The organism is Altererythrobacter sp. MTPC7 (assembly GCF_042851395.1).
Classification (GTDB): domain Bacteria; phylum Pseudomonadota; class Alphaproteobacteria; order Sphingomonadales; family Sphingomonadaceae; genus CAJXSN01.
Window position 1 is genome coordinate 31,085 of sequence record NZ_BTGS01000005.1, and the last position, 26,738, is coordinate 57,822.

Annotated in this window: 20 protein-coding genes; 9 read left to right on the forward strand and 11 right to left on the reverse strand. The window is 66.3% G+C overall.

Annotated features, from left to right (window positions below):
- Window positions 1–3: 3 nt before the first annotated feature.
- From ACGHJ7_RS05670 to ACGHJ7_RS05710, 9 genes are all read right to left on the reverse strand, one after another.
- Window positions 4–1,230, reverse strand: coding sequence for an NAD(P)/FAD-dependent oxidoreductase (locus tag ACGHJ7_RS05670; RefSeq protein WP_390475598.1), 1,227 nt, complete (start codon window positions 1,228–1,230; stop codon window positions 4–6).
- Between the two features lie 40 nt (window positions 1,231–1,270).
- The gene (locus ACGHJ7_RS05675) at window positions 1,271–6,007 is read right to left on the reverse strand and encodes an NAD-glutamate dehydrogenase (protein ID WP_390475278.1); all 4,737 of its coding nucleotides are present in this window, start codon (window positions 6,005–6,007) and stop codon (window positions 1,271–1,273) included.
- 358 nt (window positions 6,008–6,365) lie between these two features.
- Window positions 6,366–7,346, reverse strand: a complete 981-nt coding sequence (locus ACGHJ7_RS05680; RefSeq protein WP_390475281.1) for an LLM class flavin-dependent oxidoreductase — start codon at window positions 7,344–7,346, stop codon at window positions 6,366–6,368.
- Window positions 7,343–8,086 carry an alpha/beta hydrolase family protein gene (locus ACGHJ7_RS05685; protein WP_390475284.1) on the reverse strand — a complete coding sequence of 248 codons (744 nt, stop codon included), beginning with the start codon at window positions 8,084–8,086 and terminating at the stop codon, window positions 7,343–7,345. Before ACGHJ7_RS05685 ends, ACGHJ7_RS05680 begins: the two co-directional genes overlap by 4 nt.
- Before the next feature lie 58 nt (window positions 8,087–8,144).
- Window positions 8,145–9,257 (reverse strand): M48 family metallopeptidase, encoded by a 1,113-nt coding sequence (locus tag ACGHJ7_RS05690; protein WP_390475287.1) that lies wholly within the window; start codon window positions 9,255–9,257, stop codon window positions 8,145–8,147.
- Window positions 9,258–9,260: 3 nt separating this feature from the next.
- Window positions 9,261–10,385: a YjgN family protein gene (locus tag ACGHJ7_RS05695; protein WP_390475290.1), complete on the reverse strand. Its 1,125-nt coding sequence runs from the start codon at window positions 10,383–10,385 to the stop codon at window positions 9,261–9,263.
- A 78-nt stretch (window positions 10,386–10,463) separates the two neighbouring features.
- Window positions 10,464–10,658: a helix-turn-helix transcriptional regulator gene (locus ACGHJ7_RS05700; RefSeq protein WP_390475293.1), complete on the reverse strand. Its 195-nt coding sequence runs from the start codon at window positions 10,656–10,658 to the stop codon at window positions 10,464–10,466.
- Window positions 10,655–11,077: a hypothetical protein gene (locus tag ACGHJ7_RS05705; RefSeq protein ID WP_390475296.1), complete on the reverse strand. Its 423-nt coding sequence runs from the start codon at window positions 11,075–11,077 to the stop codon at window positions 10,655–10,657. The genes ACGHJ7_RS05700 and ACGHJ7_RS05705 overlap by 4 nt, the downstream gene beginning before the upstream one ends.
- Window positions 11,078–11,080: 3 nt before the next feature.
- Complete coding sequence (locus ACGHJ7_RS05710) at window positions 11,081–11,263, reverse strand: hypothetical protein (RefSeq protein ID WP_390475299.1); 183 nt, start codon at window positions 11,261–11,263, stop codon at window positions 11,081–11,083.
- Between the two features lie 153 nt (window positions 11,264–11,416).
- Between ACGHJ7_RS05710 and ACGHJ7_RS05715 the strand changes: the two genes are divergently transcribed.
- The 4 genes from ACGHJ7_RS05715 to ACGHJ7_RS05730 all read left to right on the forward strand — a co-directional run bounded on the left by ACGHJ7_RS05715 (window position 11,417) and on the right by ACGHJ7_RS05730 (window position 16,989).
- On the forward strand, window positions 11,417–13,093 hold the full coding sequence (locus ACGHJ7_RS05715) for an alkaline phosphatase D family protein (protein ID WP_390475302.1): 1,677 nt from the start codon (window positions 11,417–11,419) through the stop codon (window positions 13,091–13,093).
- Window positions 13,090–13,965 (forward strand): glycosyltransferase family 2 protein, encoded by an 876-nt coding sequence (locus ACGHJ7_RS05720; protein ID WP_390475305.1) that lies wholly within the window; start codon window positions 13,090–13,092, stop codon window positions 13,963–13,965. Before ACGHJ7_RS05715 ends, ACGHJ7_RS05720 begins: the two co-directional genes overlap by 4 nt.
- A gap of 210 nt (window positions 13,966–14,175) precedes the next feature.
- Window positions 14,176–16,230, forward strand: a complete 2,055-nt coding sequence (thrS, locus tag ACGHJ7_RS05725; protein WP_390475306.1) for a threonine--tRNA ligase — start codon at window positions 14,176–14,178, stop codon at window positions 16,228–16,230.
- A gap of 12 nt (window positions 16,231–16,242) precedes the next feature.
- Window positions 16,243–16,989 carry a TSUP family transporter gene (locus ACGHJ7_RS05730; protein ID WP_390475309.1) on the forward strand — a complete coding sequence of 249 codons (747 nt, stop codon included), beginning with the start codon at window positions 16,243–16,245 and terminating at the stop codon, window positions 16,987–16,989.
- Window positions 16,990–17,169: 180 nt separating this feature from the next.
- Here the strand turns inward: ACGHJ7_RS05730 and ACGHJ7_RS05735 are convergent, their stop codons facing one another.
- Complete coding sequence (locus ACGHJ7_RS05735; protein WP_390475311.1) at window positions 17,170–18,165, reverse strand: agmatine deiminase family protein; 996 nt, start codon at window positions 18,163–18,165, stop codon at window positions 17,170–17,172.
- 23 nt (window positions 18,166–18,188) lie between these two features.
- Window positions 18,189–19,895 carry a M28 family metallopeptidase gene (locus ACGHJ7_RS05740; RefSeq protein ID WP_390475313.1) on the reverse strand — a complete coding sequence of 569 codons (1,707 nt, stop codon included), beginning with the start codon at window positions 19,893–19,895 and terminating at the stop codon, window positions 18,189–18,191.
- A 126-nt stretch (window positions 19,896–20,021) separates the two neighbouring features.
- On the opposite strand from ACGHJ7_RS05740, the gene glnE reads away from it, so the two are divergent.
- The 5 genes from glnE to ACGHJ7_RS05765 all read left to right on the forward strand — a co-directional run bounded on the left by glnE (window position 20,022) and on the right by ACGHJ7_RS05765 (window position 26,612).
- Window positions 20,022–22,721 (forward strand): bifunctional [glutamate--ammonia ligase]-adenylyl-L-tyrosine phosphorylase/[glutamate--ammonia-ligase] adenylyltransferase, encoded by a 2,700-nt coding sequence (glnE, locus tag ACGHJ7_RS05745; RefSeq protein WP_390475316.1) that lies wholly within the window; start codon window positions 20,022–20,024, stop codon window positions 22,719–22,721.
- Window positions 22,721–23,185, forward strand: coding sequence for a peroxiredoxin (locus ACGHJ7_RS05750; RefSeq protein ID WP_390475317.1), 465 nt, complete (start codon window positions 22,721–22,723; stop codon window positions 23,183–23,185). The genes glnE and ACGHJ7_RS05750 overlap by 1 nt, the downstream gene beginning before the upstream one ends.
- Window positions 23,186–23,211: 26 nt before the next feature.
- Window positions 23,212–24,000: a ferritin-like domain-containing protein gene (locus tag ACGHJ7_RS05755; protein WP_390475319.1), complete on the forward strand. Its 789-nt coding sequence runs from the start codon at window positions 23,212–23,214 to the stop codon at window positions 23,998–24,000.
- Between the two features lie 117 nt (window positions 24,001–24,117).
- Complete coding sequence (locus ACGHJ7_RS05760) at window positions 24,118–24,804, forward strand: M23 family metallopeptidase (protein WP_390475322.1); 687 nt, start codon at window positions 24,118–24,120, stop codon at window positions 24,802–24,804.
- Window positions 24,805–25,085: 281 nt separating this feature from the next.
- Entirely contained in the window at window positions 25,086–26,612 is a 1,527-nt protein-coding gene (locus ACGHJ7_RS05765; RefSeq protein ID WP_390475325.1) for an acyl-CoA synthetase, read from the forward strand.
- Window positions 26,613–26,738: the final 126 nt, after the last annotated feature.

Consider the following 26,738-nt stretch of genomic DNA (forward strand, 5'->3'; position numbering starts at 1 on the left):
GCGTCAGAGCAGGTCTTTCAGCGGACGCTCGATATCGGCGAGATCGTCCGCGCTCGCTTCCAGCCGCGCCTCGACCAGCTTGCGCCCCTGCGCGTAATCCTTCGTCCGGTTCACGCAATCGAGCGCGATGACCCGCCCTTCGCGCAAGTAAACCACGCTGAAGCTGGCCTCAGCCGGATCGCCGCGTATGACGCAGGCATCGTAATCGATCGACAGACCCACCGTCTGCAGGCGCAGGTCATACTGGTTCGACCAGAACCACGGCACGGCATGATAGGGCCTCGGATCGCCGCAGATCGTGGCTGCGGCGACATTGGCCATGTCGTTCGCGTTCTGGACCGATTCCAGCCGGATGACCGCCCCTGCGGCGAAATCGTTGGCATGGGCCGCGCAGTCGCCGATGGCGAAGATATCGTCGAGGCTGGTGCGGCAGAACTCGTCCACATCGATCCCGTTGGAGCCGGCGGCACCGGCAGCGATCAGCGGACCGATGGAGGGCACGATGCCCACACCGAAAACGACGAGATCGGCCGCGATTTCCTCGCCCCCCGGCAGGCGGACGGCATGGGCCCGCTCCCCTTCGCCCAGAATGCTTTCAAGCTGCGTATCGAGCCGCAGGTCGACACCGCGGGCCCGGTGCTGCGCGGCGTAGAAATCCGACAGTTCGGGCCCCGCGACCCGGGCCAGCACCCGGTCCTGCGCTTCCAGCACGGTCACATCCAGACAGCGCTGCCGCATGACGGCCGCCGCTTCCAGGCCGATATAGCCCGCCCCGACGATGACGGCGCGTTTCGCCCCGGCATCGATATCGGCGCGCAGCCGGTCGGTGTCGGCGCGGTTCCTGATCGTGTGCACATTGCGATAATCCGCACCGGAGCAGGACAGCCGCCGCGCATTGCCCCCGGCAGCCCAGATCAGCTGTCCGTAGCCTATGGAACGGTCTTCACCGCATTCGATGGTCTTGGCCGCCGGGTCGATCGCGGTGACGCCCAGGCCGGTGAGCAGGTCGATCTGCTTGTCGGCCCAGAATTTTTCCGGCCGCAGCAGCAGCTTCTCGAACGGCTTGTCCCCGGCGAGGTAATCCTTCGACAGGGGCGGGCGTTCATACGGAGGCTCCCGGTCCCGGGTGACGATGGCGATGCTGCCTTCGAAACCCTTCTGCCGCAGGGCGATGGCAGCCTGCGCGCCGCCATGCCCCGAACCCACGATGATGACTTCTGCCCGTTCCATGGCAGGGGGAATGTCGCCCATGGCCGCGCCCGTCAAGCTATCAGCGGGCCAGCAGGTTGCGCGCCTGGCTGGCAATCTGCGCCAGCATGGCGGGAGCGACCGGCGTATGTGCCTGCGCGCGGCCGATCATGCTGCCGAACTGGCGGATGGCGGCGGCGTTGTCCTCTGCCCAGTCGGCGACGGCGCCGGCGGGATCGTTCTTCGCCCCCTTGCGCCGCGACAGCCGCTTCAGGAAATCGAAGCGCATCTGCTGGAAGTCCCGGGCAAGGCCGGAGACGAGCAGGCGTTCCCACACGTCCGACGGATTCATGAGCGCGGCCACGCCCTGCGCCCAGTCGAGACCGAGACGGGCGCCCAGATCGGTGAAGGCAGAGGTCAGCGCGCGCGGATCGATGGCAAGGTCTTCCGACAGCTTGGCTAGGCCGATGGCGCCGTCGAGGTCGAACAGGTGGGCGGCGGCATGGGCCGACACCTCAGGCGCACCGGCCTGCGCGAATTCGGCCCGCATCCGGGCGGAACGCTGGCGGTTTTCCGCGCCCAGCAGGTTGGCGGTCGCGCGGGTAAGTTCCGCGACCTCGTCCTGCAGAGTGTCGATGATCGCGGACGGGCTGCGCGTGCCGGGGCAGGCGCGCAGCAGGTCGGCCATGTGGATGCGCATGGCGGTGGCGACCCGGTCGAACAGCTGGAGCCGGATGGATTCGGGCATGTCGCCCGTGTCCAGCGCATCCCAGATCTCGTCCATGCCCAACAGCCGCTCCACCGCGACGAAGGCGATGGCCACTTCGGCGAGCCCCACGCCTTCTTCCTCCGCCAGTTCGAAGGGGTGGATGATGCCCATGCGGTTGACGATGCGGTTGGCAAGGCCGGTGGCCGCGATTTCGCGCCGCAGGCGGTGATCCTCGATCTGGGCGGAGAACTTGCGCCGCATCGCTTCCGGGAAATAGTCCAGCAACGGTTTTTCCATTGCGGGATCGTCGGGCAGGCCGCTTTCCTCGATGGCATCCTGCAGCACCAGTTTCGTGCTCGACAGCAGGACGGCCAGTTCCGGGCGGGTAAGGCCTGCGCCGTCGCCCGAACGGCGAACGAGGCTCTCCGTATCGGCCAGCCCTTCCGTCTGGCGGTCGAGCGCGCCGCGTTCCTCCAGCGTTTCCATCAGGCGGACCAGCGAACCGGTGGATTCGGCCCCGCCATGCGAGGCGATCGATAGGGCGAGCGCCTGGAGCCTGTTATCCTCCAGCACGATATCCGCGACATCGTCGGTCATGGATTCCAGGAGCTCGATGCGCCGCTTCTCGGACAGCTTGCCCGAACGCCGGGCCGCTTCCAGCGCGATCTTGATGTTCACCTCGTTGTCGGAGCAATCGACGCCGGCCGAATTGTCGATGAAGTCGGTATTGATCCGGCCCCCGGCACCGCCTGCGCCTTCAAGCGCGAATTCGATGCGTCCGGCCTGGGTGATGCCCAGATTGGCCCCTTCGCCGATGACGCGGGCACGCACATCCTCGCCATTGACGCGCAAGGCATCGTTGGCGGGATCGCCGACCTGGATGTTGTTCTCGCCCGATCCCTTCACATAGGTCCCGATACCGCCGAACCACAGCAGGTCGGCCGGCGCTTTGAGAATGGCCGAAATCAGGGCCTCGGGCTCCATCTCGCCCGCTTCGACGCCCAGCGCCCGGCGCGCGGCCGCGGACAGCTTGATCGTCTTGGCCGTGCGCGGATAGACGCCGCCGCCCTTGGAAATCAGGTCGCGGTCGTAATCGTCCCAGCTGGACCGTGGCAGGTCGAACAACCGCTTGCGTTCTTTCCAGCTTTTCGCCGCATCGGGTTCGGGATCGATGAAGATGTGCCGGTGGTCGAAAGCGGCGATCAGGCGGATGGATTTCGACAGCAGCATCCCGTTGCCGAAGACATCGCCCGACATGTCGCCGCAGCCCACCACGCTGACCGGGTCGGACTGCACGTCCACGCCCATTTCGCGGAAATGGCGCTGGACCGAAACCCATGCGCCGCGCGCGGTGATGCCCATCGCCTTGTGATCGTATCCGTTGGAGCCGCCGCTGGCGAAGGCATCGCCCAGCCAGAAGCCGCGTTCGATGGCGATCGCATTGGCGACGTCGGAGAACCGCGCCGTGCCCTTGTCGGCGGCAACCACGAAATAGGGGTCCGCCCCGTCGCGGATATGCACGCCCTCTGGATGCACGACCTTGTCGCCTTCCAGATTGTCGGTGATCGACAGCAGCGTGCGGATGAACACCTCGTAGCTTGCCTGCCCTTCTGCGGCCCAGCCTTCGCGGTCGGTTGCGGGATCGGGCAGTTGCTTGGGATAGAACCCGCCTTTCGCGCCGCTGGGCACGATGACCGCGTTCTTGACCCGCTGCGCCTTCATCAGGCCCAGGATCTCGGTCCGGAAATCGTCGCGCCGGTCGGACCAGCGCAGGCCGCCGCGGGCGACCGGTCCGGCCCGCAGGTGGATGCCTTCGACCCGGCGGGAATAGACGAAGATCTCCCGCCAGGGCAGCGGCAGGGGCAGGCCGGGGACCTTGGCCGAATCCATCTTGAAGGCCAGCGCCTCGGTATCGGGGGCGAAGGCATTGGTCCGCAGCATGGCCTCGATCACGCCGTGATAGAGCCGCAGCAGGCGGTCGTCATTGATTGCCGCAACCCTGGCGAGGCCGGACTTGATGGCGCTGCGTGCCTCCTTGATCGCCTTGTCGCGGTCGCCTTCGAAAGCGGGATCGTGCTTCGCCCGGAACAGCGCGATCAGCGCGGCCGTGACCTGCGGGGCGCGGGCCAGCGCATCGACCACGGTGTAGATGGTGAAGCCCATCCCGGTCTGCCGCAAATAGCGGTAGATCGCGCGCAGCCATTCGGCTTCCTGGGCGTCCATCCCGGCACCGACGACCAGCCGGTTGAAGGCGTCGTCCTCGCCCACATCGTTGAGCACGGCGGCAATCGCGCTCTCGATGGTGGCGGCGCGGTCCAGCACCGACCGGCTTTCGATCCCGGGCAGGGTTTCGAGCAGGAAGTCGTGCACCGTGCCGAGGTCGCCATTGTCGACCGGATTAGGGATTTCCTCCAGCACGCGAAAACCGAAATTCTCCAGCTCCGGCACGGCATCGGACAGCGGCAGGCTGCCGTGATGCTGGTAAACCTTCAGCCGCATCCGGTCCTGGGGGTCGCCGTCGAGGTGATAGAGCCGGGCGCTGCGCTGGGGGCCGCCTGCATCCTCTTCCTCGTGCGTGCCCAGCTGGCGCAGATTGTCGATGTCGAGCGCCGCTTCGCGCGCGCCATAGCGGGCGCGGTAGGACGCGGAGAAACCGCTGCCGTAACGCATGGCCAGTGCCGCCGCGCGCTGCGGGGAGACAATGTCGGCCAGTTCCGTCTCGACCGCCTCGCCCCAGCCGCGCAGCATGGATTGCAGGCGTTCCTCGACCGCGGTCTCGTCGACCTGTCGGCGCTGCTGGCGGTTGTCGAGCACGAAGCGGAGCATGGCCAGCGTGCCGCCCTCGATCTCCAGGCTCCAGTCGAGCAGCCTTGCGCCGGTCATTTCCTCCAGCATCCCGGTGATCTGGTGGCGCACGGCGGTGGACATGGAATCGCGGGGCAGCCAGGCGAAGGCAAACACGTGGCGGGCCAGCGGCGCCTCGACCAGCGCGATCTTGGCCCGCGGGCGGTCGACCAGGCTGATCATGGTGGTGGTGATCCGGCGCAAATCCTCCGCCTCGAACCCGACCAGCAGATCGTGGGGCAGGCGGGTCAGCGCATGGACCAGCGCCTTGCCCGCGTGGCCGAGGGGATCGAAGCCCAGCGTGTCCATCAGCTCGGCAAGCTGCGAGCGCAGGCGGGGCACGGCGGCAGGCGGCGCGGCCAGCGCGGCGCTGGTCCATACGCCGGCATGGATCGACAGGGCCTCGACCTTGCCGCTCGCATCACGGCGGGGGACGATGAACAGGTCGAGCGGGATGCGGCGATGGACGTTCGAGACCCGGTTGGCCTTGATGACCAGGGGTTCGCGCGCGTCATCGCCCTGCCGGTCGAACCAGTCGAAGGCGCGTTCGTAGGATTCTTCTGCCAGAATCTGCTTCGCACTGCGGCGGCAAATGCCCAGCAGGTCCGAATGGCTGCCATCGCGGTGGCGCGTGACATGGCCGAGCTGGGTCAGCATCCCGTCGTTCAGCCATTGCAGCAGGGCAGCGCCTTCCTCGTCGCTCGCCCGTTCGGCAATCGCGGCGGCGTCGGCCGCCATTTCTTCCTGCAGGCGCGGCCAGTCGCGAACCGATGCGCGCACATCGCCCAGCGTGGTCAGCAACGCTTCCTCGATCTCGCGGCGCTTCTTCGCATCGACCCGGTCGGTCTCGAGATAAATCATCGATTCGCGGCAGGCATCGCCGGGTTTCGCCGGCAGGGCGGTCATGCACCCTTCGCTATCTCGTTCGACCGCGATGACCGGGTGGATCAGGTGGTCGATAACCAGCCCGTGCGCGGCGAGGGTCGCCGCCACCGAATCGACGAGAAAGGGCATGTCGGCATTGACGATCGCGATCCGCAGGAAGCGCCGGTCGCCCGTTTCCGAAACCAGGGACAGGCCGGTCTCGCCCGCTTTCCGCAGCGATGCGGCGTCGAACAGGAAGCGCGCGGCGGCCTGCAATTCGGCCCCGGTAAACGGTGTATCGCTGGGAAGGAGGGAGGCCTTGAGCCGCTTGGCAAGCTCCTTCTGCAAGGCGGCTGCCTGTTTGGAAGGTGCGGATTTTTCTGCGTTGTTCTTGGACCCCATGGGGTGGCCTGCTCCCTTGCGCGGGTCCCGGTGCGGTCCCGACGCATGGCCGGATAGAATGTTGCGTGAAGGGCGGCAAGTTTTGCGAAACGTAGCGGAAGGTGCCGCGCTTTCAGTCGCCGCCTGCGGACGATGAAATGAAGTTTTCGAGCACTGCGCGCCCGCAAACCGGCGCTGCTTTCTACAACAGGATCAGTGGCTGCGTATCTGGTTGTCCCTGCGCTTCCCTCGGCGGATCACCGGCGGGCACGGCGCGGGGACACGCTGCCACCGGTCCCCAGTGCCGGGCGGCCCGGATGCACCCCCCCCGGGGTCGCACAGGCTAGCACCTGCCGGCACGCGCCGGGGCTCGCCCGGTCTAGCCGATCGCTTCGGCGGTCAGGCGGACCGAGCGGGCCCTGGCCTCGGGATCGAAGGTCGCGCCCGACGCGACGATTTCGTCAGCGCCGGTGCGCTGCACGAAAGCGGCGATGGCGGAGGCGACCTGCGACGGGGTGCCGATGGCGGATGCCTGGTCGAGATGGGCCAGCATTGCCTTTGCGGGCGCGGGCAGCGTGTCGCGGTATCCCTCGACCGGCGGTTGCAGCTTGCCCGGATTGCCGGTTCTGAGGTTGACGAAGGCCTGTGCCTGGCTGGTCGCGATCAGGTGCGCCTCTGCCTCGTCTTCGGCACAGAAGATCGTCATCGCGGCCATGACATGGGGCTCGGGGCACTGCGCACTCGGCTGGAAATCGCGGCGATAGAGCTCCAGCGCGGCGTCCAGATGGTCGGGCGCGAAATGGCTGGCAAAGGCATAGGGAAGGCCCAGCCGCGCGGCGAGCTGCGCGCCGAACAGGCTGGACCCCAGCATCCATATCTCGACATCGGCGCCGTAACCCGGCGTAGCCTTGACCGGCATTTCCGGCTCGCCCGTGAACAGGGCACGCAGTTCCGCCACGTCCTGCGGGAAATATTCCGACGCGGCACGCAAATCCTTGCGCAGCGCGCGCTGCAATTCGGGTCCGGCGCCGGGCGCGCGGCCCAGGCCGAGATCGATCCGTCCGGGGAACAGCGCATCGAGCGTTCCGAACTGCTCGGCAATCTGGAACGGGGTATGGTTGGGCAGCATGATGCCGCCCGACCCGATGCGGATGGCGTTCGTCGCATTGCCGATATGCGCCAGCACGACGGACGTCGCGCCGCCTGCAATGCCGGGCATGGCGTGATGTTCCGCCACCCAGAACCGGTGGCAGCCTGCCTCTTCTGCCGCGCGGGCGAGATCGGTCGTCGCCTGCATCGCTTCTGCCGGGCCCTGCCCTTCGCGGACGGGAACGAGATCGAGAACGGAAAGTCTGGTCATGCGGCATCCTCCACGATGGCGATAAGGCGGGCGATGTCTTCCTCGCGGCTGAGCCTGTGGTCGCCGCCCTTGACCAGCGTCACCACAACGTCCCGGCTTTCGAGCGCATCTGCAAGACGCAGGCTTGTCTCCCACGGGACATCGGCATCGGCCTGCCCGTGCAGCAGGCGCACGGGGCAGGTGACGGGGATGGGCGATCCCAGCAGGAGGTTGTCCTGCCCGTCCGCGAAGAAGCCGGGGTGCATCGGCGTGGGTTCCGGGCCGTAAGGGTTGGGATCGAAGACGGTCTCGCCGCGGCCGAGGGTTTCCTTGTCTTCCCCGCTGCGGTCCCAGTCGGTGAAATCGGGCGCAGATGCGATGCCGACCAGCCCTGCCAGTCGCTGTCCCAGCGCCATACCGACCATCAGCATCAACCAGCCGCCCATCGACGACCCCACCACCAGGACCGGGCCTGCAACATGGGCGTCGATCAGCGCGAGCACCTCGTCCCGCCAGCGGCCGAGCGTGCCGTCTGCGAAGTCGCCGCTGCTCTGGCCGCATCCGGAATAGTCCATCAGCAGGCAGCCGCGTCCAGTGCCGGCGCAGTGATCGAAAAGCGCAGTCGCCTTGCCGCCGGCCATGTCCGACATGTAGCCGGGGAGGAAGACCAGCGTCGGGCGCGCATTGTCCGGGGATGGCTCCGCCAGGCGAAAGGCGATGCGGCGTCCATCGGGCAGGTCGTGATATCTAATGTCGGTCATGGCGGATGCCATGTCGGGGCGACCGGCATGCTTCGCAAGGCCAGCGGCGGCGGCTGCGTCAGAAGAACTCGAATTCCTCCACGTCCTCGTCCTGGTCGCACATGGTCTTGAGCGCGGCGAATTCTGCCTGCGTCAGCACCGGGCGATACTCCGCATCCTCGCGGGCACTGTCGCGATATGCTTTCGCCCGCTCGCCGGGGGCGGGGTGGCTGGCGATCCAGCCGATCAGGCCCGGCTCGTCATTGTCGCCAGCATCGCCGGTCGTATCCCCGTCGCGGTCTTCTTCGTCGCCGCCACCGCCCAGCCGTTCGAAGAAGGCAGCCGCACCGAGCGGCGAGATGTTGCTCTGCGCCATGCGGGCACGGGCATACTCGTCCGCTTCCCGTTCCGCCTCGCGCGAATAGCCGAGGCTGGCGACCCCGAAGGCCGTATTGCCGACCCCGGAATTGGAGCCCGCCAGCAGGATCGACAGGCCGAACTGTCGCAGGATGGAGGTCATGACGTGCCGTTCGCGGACATGGCCGACCTCGTGTCCCAGCACGCCAGCCAGCTCTTCCGGCGTTTCGGCCTGCTGGACCAGCCCGTCGAACAGCAGCACCTGCCCGCCGGGCAGCGCGACTGCATTGACCATGCCCATGTTCGCGATGCCTGCCCGCACCTTCTCGGTTTCGGGATCGACCGCGTCCAGCAGCTTTGCCAGTGCGGCATCGCCTTCCGGCGTGTGGCAGATCTTGCCCCCCAGATCGCCCACCATCGCGTTGCCGATCTGCCGTTCCCAGGCGGGCGGGACCATCGGGCCCAGCCATTCGGGCGCGGTCATGAACAGGGCGACGCAGCCCGCGCTGGCCGCGGCAAAGGCGAGCGCCGCCTTGCCCAGCCCGATCCGGTCGATCCACCGGCCATAGCGCGTCGGCGCGGGCAGGGCGGATGCGAGGGCCGGGGGCAGGTCGCGGGGAAGGCGCAGCCGGAAATCGGGCACACTTTCGCGCCTGTAGACGGTTTCCGCCTGCAGGCTCTCGCCATAGACCAGGTCGCCTGGGGGAACGGTTTCGGAATTGCCGGCCCGGTCCCGCAGGACCAGCGATCCTGTCTCGTCCAGCCACGCCGTACCGTCCCTTCGCACGGCGGACAGACCGTCATACCAGCTTGCCGAGACCGCCTGTCCCTCCACCGCTTAGATGGCCCCTACGTCGAAGGCGTCGAGCAGGCCCTCGCCGTGGCCTGCCGTCGCGGTCTGCGACTGGGTCAGTTCGTCCAGCAGGATTTCGCCGCGTGCATCCATGTGCACGATGAAGAATTTCCAGTGCCGATAGGACAGGAAGATATACCCCACGCCCAGCGTCAGGGCGACCAGCGCCACGTCGCCCAGGATCAGCTTGAACCAGTCCATGGTGGACGCATTGAATTCGAACTGCACATCACCCCAGCGCGTGGCGCCTACGGCCTCGCGGTAGAACGCGGCATAGAACGCCACCGCGATGAGCCCCAGCGCCAGGTATATGCCGAGAATACCGACGAATATCGCGATTATGAAACCGGGCGCCAGTTCGGGACTGTCGAACGCCTCGCTTCCCATGCCCATGAAGGCGGCGGCCATCGCTCCGCCCGCAATGATGAAGACGAACGGCATGAGGTAGAACAGCAGGAACCGCTTGAAGACCGGCACCGGGTCCGCATTGGCCTCGAAACCGTAGGGTCCGAAGCTCATCTTGCTCCAGCGCTCGTTCCACAGGCTGGTCATCGACCAGGGGATCAGCAGGCCGAGCGGAAGATAGCCGAAAATCGTCTTCCACATATAGGACAGGCCGAACCGGAAGCCGCGATCGTCGCTGCCGCCGCGAATGCCCCGCCAGCGGGTGCGCGAAAGCCGGTATCGCAGCGCCCGGAACCGGGCGACCCCGGCGAGATAGAAAAATACCACGAAAGAGACGAGGGTGATGAGGGAGCCGAGCTGTTCCTGCCCGCGCAGGACCATCGCCTGTGCCAGCTGCGACAGCAGGAAGAACGGCGCGACCAACAGGACCAGGACCAGCAGGAAACCGATGAACAGTTCCAGCCCCGTGCCGTTCCATTCCAGCGTCTCGTCGACGAACCGGCTGCGCGACCAGAGATATTGCCGCTCGCGCGTGGTCGCCCAGAAACGGTAGATGCCCAGCGTGACGATCGTCAGCAACAGGTTGGTGAAGGCGATCGGGGCGAATTCCTGCCACGTTCCCTCGAACCGGAACGCGCTGGTGTCACCGCTCGCCGTGGGCGGCGCGCCCATGCCCGGCGACCCCGCGCCGCTGTGGTCTGTCATGAAAGTAATTGCCCCCGATTTATCCCGTTCCGGTCCCTTGGTGCAGCGACCGGGCGGGCTGCGTCAAGCGGGGGCGCGTTATTCGCCGGGCTCGAAGATCTCCTCGATCGCCAGCTCGAAAACGCCTGCAATGGTGAAGGCAAGGGGCAGCGAGGGGTCGTAGCGCCCCGTTTCGATGGCATTGACGCTCTGCCGGCTGACACCCAGCCGGTTGGCCAGTTCCTGCTGGCTCCAGCTGCGTTCGGCCCGCAGCACCTTCAGTCTGTTTTTCACCAGAGATTACCCCAGTCGCCCACGGTCACCCGGTTGAAAACGGCCCCGAGCCCCAGCCCCGCGAACCAGAAGAACGCCGCGCCGAAGCCGCCATTGCCAGCCGGCACCAGGTCGAAATTCTGCAGCCACTGCCAGATCGTGACGATGGTCAGGCAAAATCCCGTCGCAAACAGGCACTGGCGCACGAACAGCACCCGTATGTATTCGTCGGTCTCCTCCACCAGCAGGCGCATTACGGCCCAGAACACGCCGATGATGGGAAGCGCCGGAGCAATGGCGAGGGCAAAGGCGAGGAGGCCTTCGGGCTGGACCGCGTTGAACGTCGTCTTCGCGCCGAACAGCACCGCGAGGTACAACGTCATGAGCACGGCGAGGCGGCGAACATAGCGTTTCGTCGCGGGGCTGGAGCAATCGGCCATGGTTCAGCAGCGTCCCTTGGCGAACGGCAGGTTGCATTGTTTGCGTGCCGACAGGGAAACGGCAATGGCGGGCAGGGTCAGCATCAGCCAGGTGCCCGTGTCGGCATCGACCCCGCCCTGACGTATTCCGAGCGCGACGAGGATCATTACAAAGGCGCAGGCGATGGAGGTGAGATATCCGTTCATGGTCAAGTTCCCTTTCAACTATGGAAAGGGTATTTGACATCGGCTCGACCGGTTGTCAACCACCCTTTCCATAATGTAGCGAAGCCTTGCCATTGCGCGGGTCATATCGCAGTCATGCAATGCGCGCATAAAGGGCGCGAAGGAGAGACCGCCATGGTGCCCAGCGAACCCCCGTCACGCCCGTCCCTGCCGTCCGCATCCGGCCTCGATCGCCGGTCCCTGCTGAAAGGCGGCGCGGTGGGCGGTATCCTGTCGGCGGGGTTGCCGTCCGCGCCTTCGCTGGCCGCACAATCGGCGCGCGGTTTCACCCACGGCGTCGCAAGCGGGGAGCCGGGGCCCGACCGCGTGCTGCTGTGGACGCGCTATGTCGCGGCGCAGGACACGGCGCTGGCGGTCGAGGTCAGCAGGACGCTGGATTTCTTCTCGCATACCAGGGGCGATACCGCGACCGCGCGGCCCGAAAACGATTTCTGCGCGAAGGTCGTGATCGACGGGCTGGAGCCGGATACGTGGTATTACTACCGCTTCGTGGCGCCGGACGGCACCGTCAGCGAAAAAGGCCGCACGCGCACGCTGCCCGCCGGCCCGACGGCCCGCTTCCGCATGGCGGTGTTCTCGTGCTCCAATATCGGTTTCGGCTGGTTCAACGCCTATGCCCATGCGGCAGAGGCGAACGATTTCGACCTGCTGGTCCATACGGGCGACTATTTCTACGAATACGAAGCCGGGCGTTACCCCGACGATCCGATGACCCGGCGGCGGTTCGCGCCCGTGGGCGAAACCGTCGCGCTGGCCGATTACCGCCTGCGCCACGCCAGTTACCGCGCCGATCCCGACCTTCGCCGGATGACGCAGCTTTATCCGATGATCATGGGCTGGGACGATCACGAGAGCGCAAACGACAGCTACGCCGACGGGGCGGAGAACCACCAGCCGGACACAGAGGGCGACTGGGCGGTTCGCAAGGCCGCTGCGATGCGCGCCTACCGCGAATGGCTGCCCGTGTCGGACAATCCCTATGAAGCCTACGAGGTCGGCGACCTTGCCACTCTGTTCCGGCTGGAAACCCGGCTGACGGCCCGGTCGCGGCCGCCTTCCCTGCGCGAGATCATGGCTGGCGGGACTTCGCCCGACGACATGGTGGCGCGCCTGTCGGCGTTCCGCGACGGCGCCTACCGCGATCCCGCCCGCACGATGCTGGGCACGGGGCAGGAGGAATGGCTGGCAAGCGGCCTCGCGCGGTCGGCGCGATCGGGCAAGACGTGGCAGGTGCTGGCCCAGCAGGTCGTCATGGGTAGCCTGTCGACGCCGCCGGCACTCGCGGGCGGTGTCACGGAAGACATGCCCGACTTCATTCGCCAGCGCGTGATGGCAGCGGCACTGGCCAGCCGGGCGGGCCTGCCGATGAACATGGATGCGTGGGACGGTTATCCGGCGGCGCGCGAACGGCTGCTGGCATCGGCGCTGGAGGCGGGCGCCAACCTGCTGGTCCTGGCAGGCGACAGCCACAATGCCTGGGCCTTCGAGCTGGATCATGGCGGAGAGCGTGCAGGCGTGGAATTCGCCGGCCAGTCCGTCACTTCGCCCGGCTTCGAAGGGTATCTGGCAAATGTCCCGCCGCAGGTGCTGGAAGGCGCGGTGACGGCGCATAACGCGCAGCTGAAATGGGCCGACACTTCGCAGCGCGGCTACATGGCGATCGAACTGACGCCGCAGCGCGCCGTGGCGGAATACCGGTTCCTCGGCAGCATAGCGCAGAAATCGACGGCGCTGGCGGCGACGAAACGCCTCCAGACCCGTCCCGGCGAACACCTGCTGGAGGACGCTTGACCGAAACGCCGCCGCCGCGCGTCACGCTGGTCCTGCCCGTCCGGAACGGAGAGCGTTATTTGCAAGAGGCGCTGGATTCGATCCTCGGCCAGACGTTCCCCGATTTCGAGCTGGTCTGCATCGATGACGCATCGAGCGATGCCACCGCCTCGCTGCTGGCGCAGGCCGCTGCTTGCGATGCCCGCATCCGGATACTCACGAACGGGGCGAAGCGCGGCCTTCCTGCCAGCCTTAATCGCGGTTTCGCCGATGCTCGCGGCGCGCTCCACGGATGGGCCAGTCACGACAATCGCCTGCATCCCGCAATGATCGAGACGCTCGTCCGGGCACTCGGCGACAATCCGGGCTGTTCCGTCGCTTATGCCGCCTACCGCGAGATCGACGCGGACGGCGTTGTCACCGGCCATCACGCGGCGCGCCCGCCCGGCGTTCTCATGCAGGCGAATATCGTTGGCCCCGCATTCCTGGCACGGGCCGGGGTATGGCAGGCGCTGGGCGGGTATGACGAGGCGCTGGAGGGGGTCGAGGACTACGATTTCTGGCTCCGCGCCCGGCACCGTTTCCGCTTCTGCCCGGTCCGGGAAAGCCTGCTGGATTATCGCCTGCACCCCGGCAGCATGACTGCGCGCCATTCGACGGCCATCGCAGCAGCGCATGACCGCCTGCTGGAACGGGAAATCCCGAAGGAGCCGGACCGGCGAAGGCGCGCAATGGCCTGGCTCGCGCTGATGGAATTGCGGCAAGACCCGGCGCGCCTGCGCTACGCGGCGCGCGCGGTGACCGCGCATCCTGGTGCAGCGTTGTCCAGGTCCCGGGCCATCGTGCGCTGGATGCGGGCCGCCCTTGCAGCAAGGAGCGGACGGGCTTATTGAACGGGCATGGCCAATCGCTTGACCACATCGACTACCGCGACCCCGGCATTCCGGGGTCTGTTCGAGGTGTGGGCGCGCTCGTACTGAGCAGATTACCCGCGCCCGGTTTCGGGCGATGCGGCGTTTTCCCGAAATCGTAGAAATTGCACGCCACGCTTTATGGCCGCGCGGGTCTCTGGCATGGGCGCGGCAAATGACGGACGGAACACGATGACACAGCTTTTGAAAATCAGCCTGCCCGACGGTTCGGTGCGCGAGATGGAGCCGGGCAGCACGCCCGCCGACGTTGCTGCGGCAATCGGACCGGGCCTGGCCAAGGCTGCCCTTGCCGCCCGGGTCGATGGCGAGATCCGCGATCTCAACCGGGCCTTCGACGGCGATGCAGAGCTGGCGCTTATCACCGCGAAGGACGAGGAAGAGGCGCTGGAACTGGCCCGGCACGACTTCGCGCACGTCCTGGCGGAGGCCGTCCAGTCGCTGTTCCCCGGCACGCAGATCACCTTCGGTCCCGCGACGGATGACGGGTTCTATTACGACGTGAAGGCGCCGGACACGCGCGATCCGTTCAGCATGGACGACCTGCCCGCGATCGAGGAGGAAATGCGCCGCATCATCAAGGCGGACAAGCCGCTGATCCGCGAGGTGTGGTCCCGCCAGCGGCTGATCGACAAGTGGGAAGCGGAAGGCGAAACCTTCAAGGCGGAATGGGCAAAGGAACTGTCCGAGGACGAGGAATTGACCGTCTATCATTCCGGCCCCGCCGACAGCGATGACACCTGGCTGGACATGTGTCGCGGCCCGCATTTGCCCAGCACGGGCAGGCTCGATCCGCAGGCGTTCAAGCTGATGCGGGTTGCAGGCGCATACTGGCGCGGCGACCAGAACAATGCGCAGCTGACGCGCATCTACGGCACGGGCTGGCTGAACAAGAAGCAGCTGAACGCCCATCTCACGCGGCTGGAGGAAGCCGCCAAGCGGGACCACCGCAAGCTGGGCCGCGAAATGGATCTCTTCCACCTGCAGGAAGAGGCCCACGGCAGCGTGTTCTGGCACCCCAAGGGCTATCGCATCTGGCGCGAGCTGGAAGCGTATATGCGCCGCAAGATGGACGCCGCCGATTACCGCGAGATCAAGACGCCGCAGCTGATGGATGTGCGCCAGTGGGAGCAATCCGGCCACTGGGGCAAATATGCCGAGAACATGTTCGCCGTCCCCGACATCGTGCCGGAAGTGGACGGCTTGGGCGACGACAATGGCGGGGAAGGCGCCTCGCCGAAAGTGGCCGAGGATGCCGACTGGATGGCGATCAAGCCGATGAACTGTCCGGCCCACGTGCTGGTGTTCAAGCAGGGCATCACGTCCTACCGCGACCTGCCGATCCGGCTGGGCGAGATGGGCTGCTGCCACCGCAACGAACCGCATGGCGCGCTTCACGGCCTGATGCGTGTGCGCCAGTTCACCCAGGACGACGCGCATATTTTCTGCACGGAAGACCAGGTGGTGGAGGAGGTGCGCAAGTTCTGCGCGCTGGCCGACAGCGTCTATCGCGATTTCGGCTTCAGCTATCACGTGAAGCTGGCCCTGCGCCCGGAAAAGCGCTTCGGCAGCGAAGCCGACTGGGACAAGGCGGAGCAAGAACTGCGCGACGCCGTGGCCGAAGCGAGCATGGACAATGACGAATACGGCTGGGAAGAATTGCCGGGCGAAGGCGCGTTCTATGCGCCCAAGCTGGAATGGCACCTGACCGATGCGATCGGCCGCACGTGGCAGGTCGGCACGATCCAAGGCGACCGCGTCCTGCCCGACCGCCTTGATGCGACCTATATCGGCGAAGACGGCGAGAAACACCGCCCGGTCATGCTGCACCGCGCGATCTTCGGCAGCTACGAACGCTTCATCGGCATCCTGATAGAACATTTCGCCGGCCGCCTGCCATCATGGCTGGCCCCCGTGCAGAGCGTGGTGGCGACGATCACCTCCGACGCCGACGGCTATGCGGCCGAGGTGGCGGAGAAGCTCAAAGCTGCGGGCATCCGGGTCGAGAGCGACATCCGCAACGAGAAGATCAACTACAAGGTCCGCGAACACAGCCTCGCCAAGGTTCCGCACCTGCTGGTAGTCGGCAAGCGCGAGGCGGAGGAAGGCACCGTCGCCATCCGCACGCTGGGCGAAAAGGAACAGCGTGTGATGAGCCTGGACGACGCCATTGCCATGCTTAAAGACGCCGCGACCCCGCCGGACCTCAGGGCAACTGGGCGCGACTAGGGCGCGGGACAGGTGGAACTCTTGGCAGGCTATACCGCGGTGCAGGTCGCCGCAGCCCTGGCGACGGCGTTCGTCGCCGCATTCGTGCGCGGACTGGCGGGCTTCGGCCTCGCCATCCTCCTGGTGCCGGTGCTGGCGCTGGCCTTGACGCCGGTCGAGGCGGTGCTGGCGACAAATTTCGTCGCCCTGTTTATCGGCCTGTCAGAAATCCGGAAAATCCTGCGCGATGCGGAAAAAAGCGCGCTGGTCATCGGCGGCATCGTGGTGCTGACAACTGCGCCGGGGCTGGTCCTGCTGGCCGCGACGCCACCCGATCTCGCTCGTTTCCTGATCGCGCTGGTGGCCCTCTCGGCCTTCTTCGCCATCCTGCTGCCGACCCGCGCGGCCGACGTGCCCGGCCCGCTGGCGACAGGCGCGGTCGGCGTGACGAGCGGGCTGCTGACCGGTTTCGCCGGGATGCCGGGGCCGCCCGTCGTGCCTTATTACGTGGGGCGGCACATTCCGCGCCATATAGCCAAGGCATCCATGCTGCTGATCTTCACCATCGCCGCACTCGCCGGGCTGGGCGCGGGTCTTGCCATCGGTGTGCTGCAATGGCGGCTGGCGATCCTGGCGCTGCTGCTGTTCCCTGCGGTCCTGGTCGGCAACTGGCTGGGCGCAAAGGCGTTCGGCAAGGTCAGCGACCCGGTATGGCGCAGCTTCGTCGCGTTCGCCCTGTTCGCCGCCGCTGCTGCGGCCCTGGTCAAGCTGTTGGGCTAGGCAGGCAGACTGCGCTGCCGACAGGACCTCAGATGGTGCCTGCCAGGATCAGCGCACAGGCACAGCCATAGACGATGGCCATGCGCGCTGCTTCGTGCAAAGCGGGCGCGACGGGCCGTGCCTTCAGGATGAGTGCCTTTGCCATGGCGGTGATTGTGGTCGCCGGAAGCTAACAGGTCCTTAATCAACCCCCGCGGACAGGGTCGGCATCTGCTGGCTGGCGCAATGGAAACCGCCGCCGCCTGCCAGGACAGCGTCGGCGGGCAGGCCGATCGTCCGGCGGTCCGGGAAAAGCGCCGCGATGGCCGCAACCCCGTCTTCGTCATGTGCCGAGCCGAATGTCGGAACCACGACCAGATGCGTGGTTATCGCGAAATTGGCGTAGCTTGCCGGCTCGATCCGTCCGTCGCGCTCGATCCTGCCGGGCGAGGGAATGCGAACGAGGTCCAGTCCTGCCGCCTCGAGCCGGGCGGCGGCATCGTCGTAGATGGCTGAATTGGGATCGCCGGGTCCGGTCGCTTGCGGCAAAACGACGCGGCCCGTACCGACGAAACGCGCAAGATTGTCGACATGGCCGTCCGTGTGGTCGTTCACCAGCCCGTCGCCCAGCCACACCACGCGGCCGAAACCGAGATCGCGGGCGAGCCTTGTCTCGATGTCGCTGCGCGACAGGTCCGGATTGCGATTGGGATGGAGCAGGCATTGTTCGGTCGTGAGCACCGTGCCCGATCCGTCCGTGTCGATGGCGCCCCCTTCCAAGACCCAGTCGCCCGTCACCACCGGCAATCCGGCATCGCGGGCGAGCCGCGCTCCGATCGTCTGGTCGCCCGCCATCAGGTATTTCCCGCCCCACCCGTTGAAGCGGCAGCGCAGGGCAGAACCGTCGGCGCGGACGAGCGGGCCGGTATCGCGCAGCCAGATGTCGCCATAGGCGCGGCTTTCCAGCACGACCTTGTCCGATACCAATGCGCGGGCCCGTTGCCGGTTGGCGTCGTCCCGGACCAGCAGGCGAACCTCCTGCCCGCTATCCGCGACGGCGTTGGCGAAGGCGGCAATCTGCTCCTGAGCGCGCGGCAGGATGCCGGGCCATTCCTCACCGTCGTGGGGAAAGCCGATCCACAGCCAGTCCTGCGGCGCCCATTCGGGCGGCATGGTCACGGCACGTCCTGCCGACATGCTCCGCCTTCCCCCGTCGCCGGTCAGCAGCCAGTCTCGCTCCGCTCGCAATCGGCGTCGCGGGTGGCGCGGAATTCGTCGCCATCGTTCCAGTTCGGCCAACTGGTGCTCATGCCCATCATCCGGCCGAGGCGGTAGAACAGGTTCAGATCGCCCATCACGCCGGACCAGTCCCAGTCCTCGTTGAACTCGTCCTTCGGCCCGTGATAGCGGTTCTCGGTATAGTCCTTCGCCACGGCAGCGCCCGCCTCGCGTCCGCCTTCCACGAGGTCTTCCCCGCCATCGATATAGAGCATCGGTACCCCGCGCTTGGCGAAGGCAAAGTGGTCGGACCGGTAGTAATAGCCGGCTTCCGGCTTGGGGTTGGGGGTGGCGACACGGCCATCGGCCTCGAGCGCCGCTTCGAGGAAGGCGTCGAGCTGCGACTTGCCCGGGCCGACCACGGTCACATCCTTCGCCGGGCCAGCAACCTGGAATGCGTCCATGTTGATCCCGCCGACCGTCTGGGCGAGCGGGAAGACCGGGTTAGCCGCGTAATAGTCCGCGCCCAGCAGCCCCTGTTCCTCTGCCGTCACGGCCAGGAAGACAAGGCTGCGTGCTGTCGCGCCCGCTTTCGCCTGTGCCTCCGCCAGGGCGACGAGCGCCGCGGTGCCGGTCGCATTGTCGACCGCGCCGTTGCAGATGTCGTCGCCATCGGGTGCAGGCGTGCAGCGGCCCAGGTGATCCCAGTGCGCGGTGTGGATCACGTATTCATCCGGCCGCTCCGTGCCCGGCAGGATGCCGATCACGTTCTGCGAGGAATAGGTGCGGATGTCGTTGCGAAACGAGGTCGAGACCGACAGGCCGAGCGGCACAGGCGTGAAGTCCGGCTTCTTCGCCGCTTCCACCAGCGCATCGAAGTCCTGTCCGGCAGCCTCGACAATGCGGCGGGCGACATCCTTCTGCACCCAGCCGTTCATGTCGGTCATCTGCGGCGCGTTCGGTCCACGCTGGGCATAGGCCTGCGGGCCGGACCAGCTGCTTTCGACGACATTCCAGCCATAGGAAGCAGGCTCCGTATCGTGCACGATCAGGGCGGCGGCAGCACCCTTGCGGCCGGCTTCCTCGTATTTGTAGGTCCAGCGCCCGTAATAGGTCATCGCCTTGCCGCCGAACGTGCCTTCCAGGCTGTCGCTGCTGAAATCGGGGTCGTTGACGAGGATAAGGGCGGTCTTGCCCGTCATGTCGACGCCCTCGTAATCGTTCCAGTCGCGCTCCGCCGCATCGATGCCGTAGCCAACGAAGACGATCTCGCTGTCTTCCAGGTTCGTTTCGACGTTTTCCTTGTAGGACACGCCGACCCAGTCGGTGGAAAATTGCAGCGTCATGTCGCTCGCCGCATCGCCGTCGGGATCGGTGATGGTGAGGGGGGCGAAGTCCTTGCCGGTGATCTCGACCAGCGGGACGTCCTGCACCCATTCGCCGTTATTGCCCGGCTCAAGGCCGGCTTTCCGGAATTCCTCGATCAGCAGGGCGACCGTTTTCTCGCCCCCGGGCGTGCCCGGCATCCGGCCTTCGAATTCGTCGGACGATAGCTCGCGCGTGACGTTGACCATCGTTTCCTGCGAGATATCGCCATCGGCAATTTCCGGGATGTCGAGCGCATCGCTGACCGTCGACATGTCGTCCGGCAACTGGTCGCAGCCTGCAAGGGCAAAGGCCGCAGCGGCGGCAAGGCAAAGGCGTTTCATATCAGGGTATCCCGTCTCTCGAAGGCGTTCCAATGCCGCCGCTTTTCGCAAAGGCAATCCCTTTGGGCAAGCGTTCCGGCACATCGCGCCATTGCAAGGCGCGCGGTGCGAAGGCAGGGCAGGTCCATGGCCGACTGGGATGCAGCACTGGACCGGGCGCGGGCCCACGCCCCCTTCCTCGCGCGCGCGCTCGACAGACGGCCGGATCTTGCCGAGATGCTGGCCGCTGGCGAAGGCACTGGCGCGCTGGCCCGGGCAAGGCAAAGCGGGGAAGGGCAGGAGACAGGCGTTGCCCTGCGCCGCGAAAGGCTGGGCCTGGCGCTGGTGCTGGCCATCGGGGACCTTGCCGGGGCTTTCGACCTCGAAACCGTGACAGGCGAACTGTCCGCCTTTGCCGACGACGCCTTGTCGCGCGCAATCGTTGCGGCGATCAAGCGCCGGGTGGACGATGCGGAGGATCCGGGCAGGGCAGGCTTTTATGCGCTGGCGCTGGGCAAGCACGGCGCGCGCGAGCTGAACTACAGCTCCGACATCGACCCGATCCTGCTTTACCGCCCCGAAACCCTTCCCCGCCGCCGCCGCGAAGAGCCGGGGGAAGCGGCGCAGCGTTATGCGCGCGAGATCGTGCAATTGCTGTCGGCCAATACGGCTGAGGGATACGTGTTTCGCGTCGATTTGCGCCTGAGGCCCGCATCCGAGGTCAGCCCGCTCGCCATTCCGGAAAATGCCGCGCTGACCCATTACGAAAGCAGCGCCCTTCCGTGGGAGAGGGCCGCCTTCCTGCGCGCACGTGCAGCATCGGGCGACATTGCGGCGGGCGAGGCGTTCCTGGCCGCGATCGACCCCTTCATCTGGCGTCGGAGCCTCGATTTCGGTGCCATCGCAGAGATCGGCGCGCTCACCCGCCGCATCCGGGCCAAGCATGACGGCCCGCGCGAACCTGGGCCGGGCTACAATTTGAAGCAGGGCCGCGGCGGCATCCGGGAAATCGAGTTCTTTGTCCAGACGCACCAGCTGATCCATGGGGGGCGCAGGCCGGCCTTGCGCGTACGCGGATTGTTCGACGCGCTGGATGCGCTGGTGGCGGAGGAGCTCGTTCCGGCAGACGACGCGCATGCGCTTGCAGAGGCCTATCGCAGGCTTCGCACGGTGGAGCATCGCCTGCAAATGGTCGAGGACCGCCAGACCCACTCCCTGCCGCACGGAGAGGCGCTGGCAGGCATTGCGAAGCTCGACGGGCTGGATGGCGCGGATGCGCTGGTTGCGGACCTGACAGCCCATACCGCGCGGGTCGGCGCCCTGTTCGACACGCTACTCGACCGGGTCGGGGGCGGCGCGGCCGACGCCCCGCCGCCCGGCGCAAGAGACGCCGTCCGGCAGGTCGACACGCTGGAGCCTGCAGAGCGGAAACGCATGGAGGACCGGGTCGAGGGCTGGCTCGACGGGCGGTACCGCACCTTGCGCAGCAGTGCTGCGGAAAAGGCATTCCGGTCCCTGTTGCCGTCCTTCCTCGAAGCCATTGCCGCGACGCCCGAACCGGACGAGGCCCTGCTGCGGTGGGAGAAACTGCTCGCCACCCTGCCCAGCGCCATCAACCTGTTCCGCCTGCTGGAGGCGCGGCCCGGCCTGCTGGAACAGATGCTGCGCATCCTGTCGCTGGCCCCGCCCCTGGCGGACCGGCTGGCGCGCTCTTCCTCCCTGCTCGATGCGCTGATCGATCGCACCGCGTTCGACCTACCGGGCGATGCCGCGTCGGTGGAAGCGGCCATGACGCCGCCTGCCGGGACCGATTACGAGCGGGCGCTGGACAGGCTGCAGACCGTCACGTCCGAACAGCGTTTTGCCATGGGCGTCCAGCTGATCGAGTCCGCACATGATCCGCTGGAAATCGCTGCCGGCCTGTCCCGCGTGGCCGAAGCTGCCGTGCGCCGCGCGGTTGCGATGGCGAGCGAGGAATTCGCTATTCGCCACGGGCGCATTCCTGACAGTGAACTGGTAGTGCTGGGCCTTGGCCGGCTGGGTGGCTGCGCGCTGACCCATGCCTCTGACCTCGACCTTGTGTTCCTGTTCACCGGTGATTTCCAGGTCGAAAGCGACGGCGAAAAGCCGCTGGGCGCGACGCTCTATTACAACCGGCTGGCCCAGAGGGTCGCCGCCGCGCTCGGCGTGCCCACGGCAACCGGCGCTCTTTACGAGGTGGACACACGGCTGAGGCCACAGGGCGTGCAGGGGCCGCTCGCCGTCAGCCTCGACAGCTTCTCCCGCTACCAGCAGAAAGACGCGTGGACGTGGGAACACATGGCCCTGACCCGGGCGCGGGTCGTTGCCGGGTCGCCCGCCGCACGCGAGGCCGTGGAAGCGGAACTGGCCGCTGCGCTCACCATGCCGCGCGATCCCGGCGAATTGCGCGATGCCGTGCTGAAGATGCGGGCGGACATGGCTGCGGCCAAGCCTGCGCGCGGTCCTCTCGATGCGAAGCTGCTGCGCGGGGGGCTGGTCGACCTCGAATTCCTGATCCACCACCAGCAATTGCGCCACGGTGCCGGTCTTTCGCCGCAATTATGGACGGCGATCAGGGAATTGACGCAGGCGGGCCTGCTGCCCGACGGCCTGATGGAGGCGCACGATATTCTTGGCCGGGCCATCGTCGCCATGCGGCTGCTCGCGCCCGATGCAGCCATGCCCGACGATGCGCGGGCCGAGGCGCTGGCCGGCGCATGCAATGCCGCCAGCCCATCGGACCTCTTGCAATCGCTGGACCGGGCACGCCATTGCGTCGCCGAGGGCTGGTCCCGATTCCTCGGCACGACACTGGAGATAGACTGATGGCAGACGCTGGCGACAAGATTCCCGACATCGCGATGGAAACGCCGGAGGGCGGCACCATCCGCCCTTCGCAATATGAAGGGGAGAAGCTGGTCCTGTTCTTCTATCCGCGCGACAACACGCCGGGATGCACGACCGAGGCAAAGGATTTTTCCGCCCTGAAGGACGAATTCCTGAAAGCGGGCACGGCGTTGCTGGGGGTGAGCAAGGATTCGGCCAAGAAACACCAGAATTTCATCGCCAAGCACGATCTGACGGTGAACCTTGCCACGGACGCTGAGGAAGACGGCCTTTCCGATGCGCTGGGCATCTGGTGCGAGAAGAAGATGTACGGGAAAACCTTCATGGGCATGGTGCGCACCACCGTGCTGGTCGACCGCGACGGGACGATCGCGAAGATCTGGCCCAAGGTGAAGGTGAAGGACCACGCATCCGAAGTGCTGGCCGCCGCGCAGGCGCTCTGAGCCCGCGAACTGGCACGCCCCAGCCGATGACCACGATCGCAGCCGCCATCCGTGCCGCCCTGCTGACGGCGGACCCGCGTGCGAAGTGCTTTGCCACCCGCGATCTCGTGCGGCGCTGGCGGCGCGGCGCGCTCGAATGGCGTTTCGACGTTGCCATGCCCGACAGGCCCGCCTGGCCGGCGGATCTCGATTTTCGTGCGCCCTCGCAGATGCCCCGGCGCGGAAAGGGCGGTGGCAAGGCGCGGCTCGCCCTGTGGCACGCGCTTGCCCATATCGAATTCGTCGCCATCGACCTCGCGCTCGATATCGTCGGGCGGTTCGGGGAAGAGGCCGGCCGCGAGTTTGCCGACGATTTTCTTAGCGTCGCGGCGGACGAGGCGATGCATTTCGCGCTGCTGCAGAGAAAGCTGCGGTCGCTCGGTTCGTGTTACGGCGCGCTGCCGGTGCATGACGGGCTGTGGCAGGCGGCGCAGGACACGGCGCACGATGTGGAAGCGCGGCTCGCCGTGGTGCCTATGGTGCTGGAGGCGCGGGGCCTCGACGTGACGCCTGCCACGCTGGAACGCGTTCGCGCGCAGGGCGACGACAACGGTGCGCGCATCCTGTCGCGCATTCTTGACGACGAAATCGCCCATGTCGGATTCGGGACGAAGCATTTCGCCCGGCAGGCCGAAAGCCGCGGAATTGCGCCGAATCTTTTGTGGCAGGAATTGGTAAGGGTAAACTTCGCGGGCCGGATTCAGGCACCGTTCAACGACTCGGCGCGTCTCGCAGCCGGTCTGTCGCGGGACTTCTATGCCGCTATTGCGTCGTAAATCTTTCCCGACATAACTCATAATCAACAAGCGCCGGGAAGGTTCCCGGGGCAGGATCGGGGGCCCGATAAGACGGCGAAGAACGCTGCGGGGGCTGGAAAATGGACGGGTCGTTTTATGATGGATCGCAAGATCGTTTCTAAAGTTTTTGCCGTGTGCGGGGCTCTGGGTCTCGGCATTTCCGCACCGGCGATGGCGAATTCTTCCAGCGCCGCTGCTGTCGAAATCGACGAAGCCGCGGACGTTGTCGCCTCCCCCCTGGGGCAGGGCGACCAGCAATTCGCCAACCTTTTCGCGCAGTGGAAATCCCGCGATGCGGGTTCGCCGACGGCTCCGCCTCCGGTCGTTTCCGTTTCGGTTCCCTCGCGCATGCCGCTCGACAATTCGCGGCTGACCAGCAGCTACGGAATGCGCACCCACCCCGTCGTGGGTGGGCGCCGGAAGCATAACGGCATTGACCTTGCCGCGCCGACCGGCACGCCGGTCTACGCCACGGCAGACGGCCTGGTGGAACGCGCCAACTGGTTCTCCAGCTATGGCAAGTTCATCAAGATCGACCATGGCGGCTCGATGGAAACGCGCTTTGCCCACCTGTCGGGCATCGAAGTCTCCGCTGGCGAGCGTGTGACGAAGGGCCAGCTGATCGGCTATGTCGGTTCGACCGGCCGCTCCACCGGCCCGCACCTGCATTACGAAGTGCGGATCGATGGCAAGGCCGTGAACCCCATGCCCTACATGGTGGAAAGCGAAGCACAGCAGGCTTTCGCTCTCGCAACCGGCAAGGGCGGCCAGGGCGGCCAATAACTCGCGGCCAACGCCTGCGCTCGGCGCAGGTTCGACCGCCTTTCGGGCCTGAATTTCTGCCTCGGGCAGGATAGCAGCATCACCAATTACAGTTCCGCTGGAAGCGGATGAGGGTACCTGCCACCAGGAAACCCTTGAATGGGCGGCGAACGGGCCATGTGCCGGTTCGTCGCCTTTTTTGATGCTGGTCATTGTACGACACCCTTCTGCCGAGCCGCCGCCCGCGTTTTCTCTTGCCCGATATGGGTTGCCAATTAGAACTGGTTGGCAGGAGAGAGAACATGCACCCGATAACACATGCGCAGGCACGCCCAGACCACCCCGCCATCATCATGGGGGGCAGCGGTGAGACCGTCACCTATGGAGAGATGGACGCCGCCGCGAACCGCTTCGCCCATCTGCTCAGGAGCCGGGGGCTGGAGGCCGGTCACAGCTTCGCGCTCCTGATGGAAAACAATGCGCTGTTCCTGCAACTGGTCTGGGGATCGCAGCGCGCGGGCACCATGACGGTGCCGATTTCCACGCGGCTCGCCGCGCCAGAGATTTCGTACATCATGCAGGATGCGGGCGCGAAGCTGCTGCTGACGACCCCCGCCTTCGCCGACCGCCTGCCCGCCATCCGCGAGGCCTGTCCCGATTGCGAGGTGCTGGTGCTGGGCAGCGGGGACGCAGAGGACCTGCAGGACGCATTGGCGCAGCAGCCCGCCACGCCGATAGACGATCAGTCGGCAGGCGTTGTCATGCTGTACAGTTCGGGCACGACCGGCAGGCCCAAGGGCATCATGCCCGCGCCGCCGGACGATCCGGACGTGCAGGCGGTCAACCCGCTGGTCGGCCTCGCCGTCATGGGCGTGGGCATGCCGGCCGACGGCAGCATGGTCTATCTGAGCCCCGCGCCGCTCTATCACGCAGCGCCGATGGGCTGGTGCACCACGGTCCACCGCCTTGGCGGGACCATCGTGATCATGGAGAAGTTCGATCCCGAAAACGCGCTGGCGCTGATCGAGAAATTCAAGGTCACGGACAGCCAGTGGGTGCCAACGCATTTCGTGCGCTTCCTTCGCCTGGAGGAAAGCGTCCGGCAGAAATACGACCTGTCTTCGCACCAGCGCGCCATCCATGCCGCAGCCCCGGTCCCGGTCCCGATCAAGCAGGCGATGATCGACTGGTGGGGTCCTATCCTGGTCGAATATTACGCCGGGTCCGAAGGCATCGGCATGACGCTGGTGAAGAGCGAGGACTGGCTGCAGAACCCTGGCACGGTGGGTCGCGCTCTCCACGGCATATTGCATGTCTGCGGTCCCGATGGGGAGGAGTTGCCACCCGGCCAGGACGGCGTCCTCTATTTCGAGAACGACAAGATCCCGACCTATCACAACGACGCGGAAAAGACCGCCGAGGCGATGCATCCGAAGGGCTGGATGACGCTGGGCGATATCGGTCATGTGAACGAGGAGGGCTGGCTGTTCCTGACCGACCGCAAAAGCCACATGATCATATCCGGCGGGGTCAACATCTACCCGCAGGAGATCGAGAACCTCTTGATAGCGCATGACAGTGTGATGGATGCCGGCGTCATCGGTGCCCCGTGCGACGATATGGGCGAAAAGGTGGTCGCCGTGGTCCAGCCGGTCGATCCCGGCTGCGACAAGGGCGCGCTGGAGGCGGAATTGCGGGCCTATCTCGCGCCGCAGATCGCCCGGATCAAGATGCCGAAAATCTTCGAGTTCCGCCCCGACCTTCCGCGCGAAGCCAATGGCAAGCTCTACAAGCGGGAACTGCGCGAAGACTACGCAAACACTCGTTAAGCCCCTTACCTTTACTTGTCGTTTTGCATAGGAGTGCCGCTTGGTCGTATGATTTGCCAGAGGCGACGAACGGGCCGCAATGGCTCGCCTCGGGTGAATTGCCAAAACCGCAGGGGGCGGTTGAAG

Excerpts from the sequence above, each read along its gene's own strand:
- ACGHJ7_RS05670 (WP_390475598.1), bottom strand. The coding sequence starts at position 1,230 with ATGGAACGGGCAGAAGTCATCATCGTGGGTTCGGGGCATGGCGGCGCG.
- ACGHJ7_RS05675 (WP_390475278.1), bottom strand. The coding sequence starts at position 6,007 with ATGGGGTCCAAGAACAACGCAGAAAAATCCGCACCTTCCAAACAGGCA.
- ACGHJ7_RS05680 (WP_390475281.1), bottom strand. The coding sequence starts at position 7,346 with ATGACCAGACTTTCCGTTCTCGATCTCGTTCCCGTCCGCGAAGGGCAG.
- ACGHJ7_RS05685 (WP_390475284.1), bottom strand. The coding sequence starts at position 8,086 with ATGACCGACATTAGATATCACGACCTGCCCGATGGACGCCGCATCGCC.
- ACGHJ7_RS05695 (WP_390475290.1), bottom strand. The coding sequence starts at position 10,385 with ATGACAGACCACAGCGGCGCGGGGTCGCCGGGCATGGGCGCGCCGCCC.
- ACGHJ7_RS05705 (WP_390475296.1), bottom strand. The coding sequence starts at position 11,077 with ATGGCCGATTGCTCCAGCCCCGCGACGAAACGCTATGTTCGCCGCCTC.
- ACGHJ7_RS05710 (WP_390475299.1), bottom strand. The coding sequence starts at position 11,263 with ATGAACGGATATCTCACCTCCATCGCCTGCGCCTTTGTAATGATCCTC.
- ACGHJ7_RS05715 (WP_390475302.1), top strand. The coding sequence starts at position 11,417 with ATGGTGCCCAGCGAACCCCCGTCACGCCCGTCCCTGCCGTCCGCATCC.
- thrS (WP_390475306.1), top strand. The coding sequence starts at position 14,176 with ATGACACAGCTTTTGAAAATCAGCCTGCCCGACGGTTCGGTGCGCGAG.
- ACGHJ7_RS05735 (WP_390475311.1), bottom strand. The coding sequence starts at position 18,165 with ATGTCGGCAGGACGTGCCGTGACCATGCCGCCCGAATGGGCGCCGCAG.
- ACGHJ7_RS05740 (WP_390475313.1), bottom strand. The coding sequence starts at position 19,895 with ATGAAACGCCTTTGCCTTGCCGCCGCTGCGGCCTTTGCCCTTGCAGGC.
- glnE (WP_390475316.1), top strand. The coding sequence starts at position 20,022 with ATGGCCGACTGGGATGCAGCACTGGACCGGGCGCGGGCCCACGCCCCC.
- ACGHJ7_RS05750 (WP_390475317.1), top strand. The coding sequence starts at position 22,721 with ATGGCAGACGCTGGCGACAAGATTCCCGACATCGCGATGGAAACGCCG.
- ACGHJ7_RS05755 (WP_390475319.1), top strand. The coding sequence starts at position 23,212 with ATGACCACGATCGCAGCCGCCATCCGTGCCGCCCTGCTGACGGCGGAC.
- ACGHJ7_RS05760 (WP_390475322.1), top strand. The coding sequence starts at position 24,118 with ATGATGGATCGCAAGATCGTTTCTAAAGTTTTTGCCGTGTGCGGGGCT.
- ACGHJ7_RS05765 (WP_390475325.1), top strand. The coding sequence starts at position 25,086 with ATGCACCCGATAACACATGCGCAGGCACGCCCAGACCACCCCGCCATC.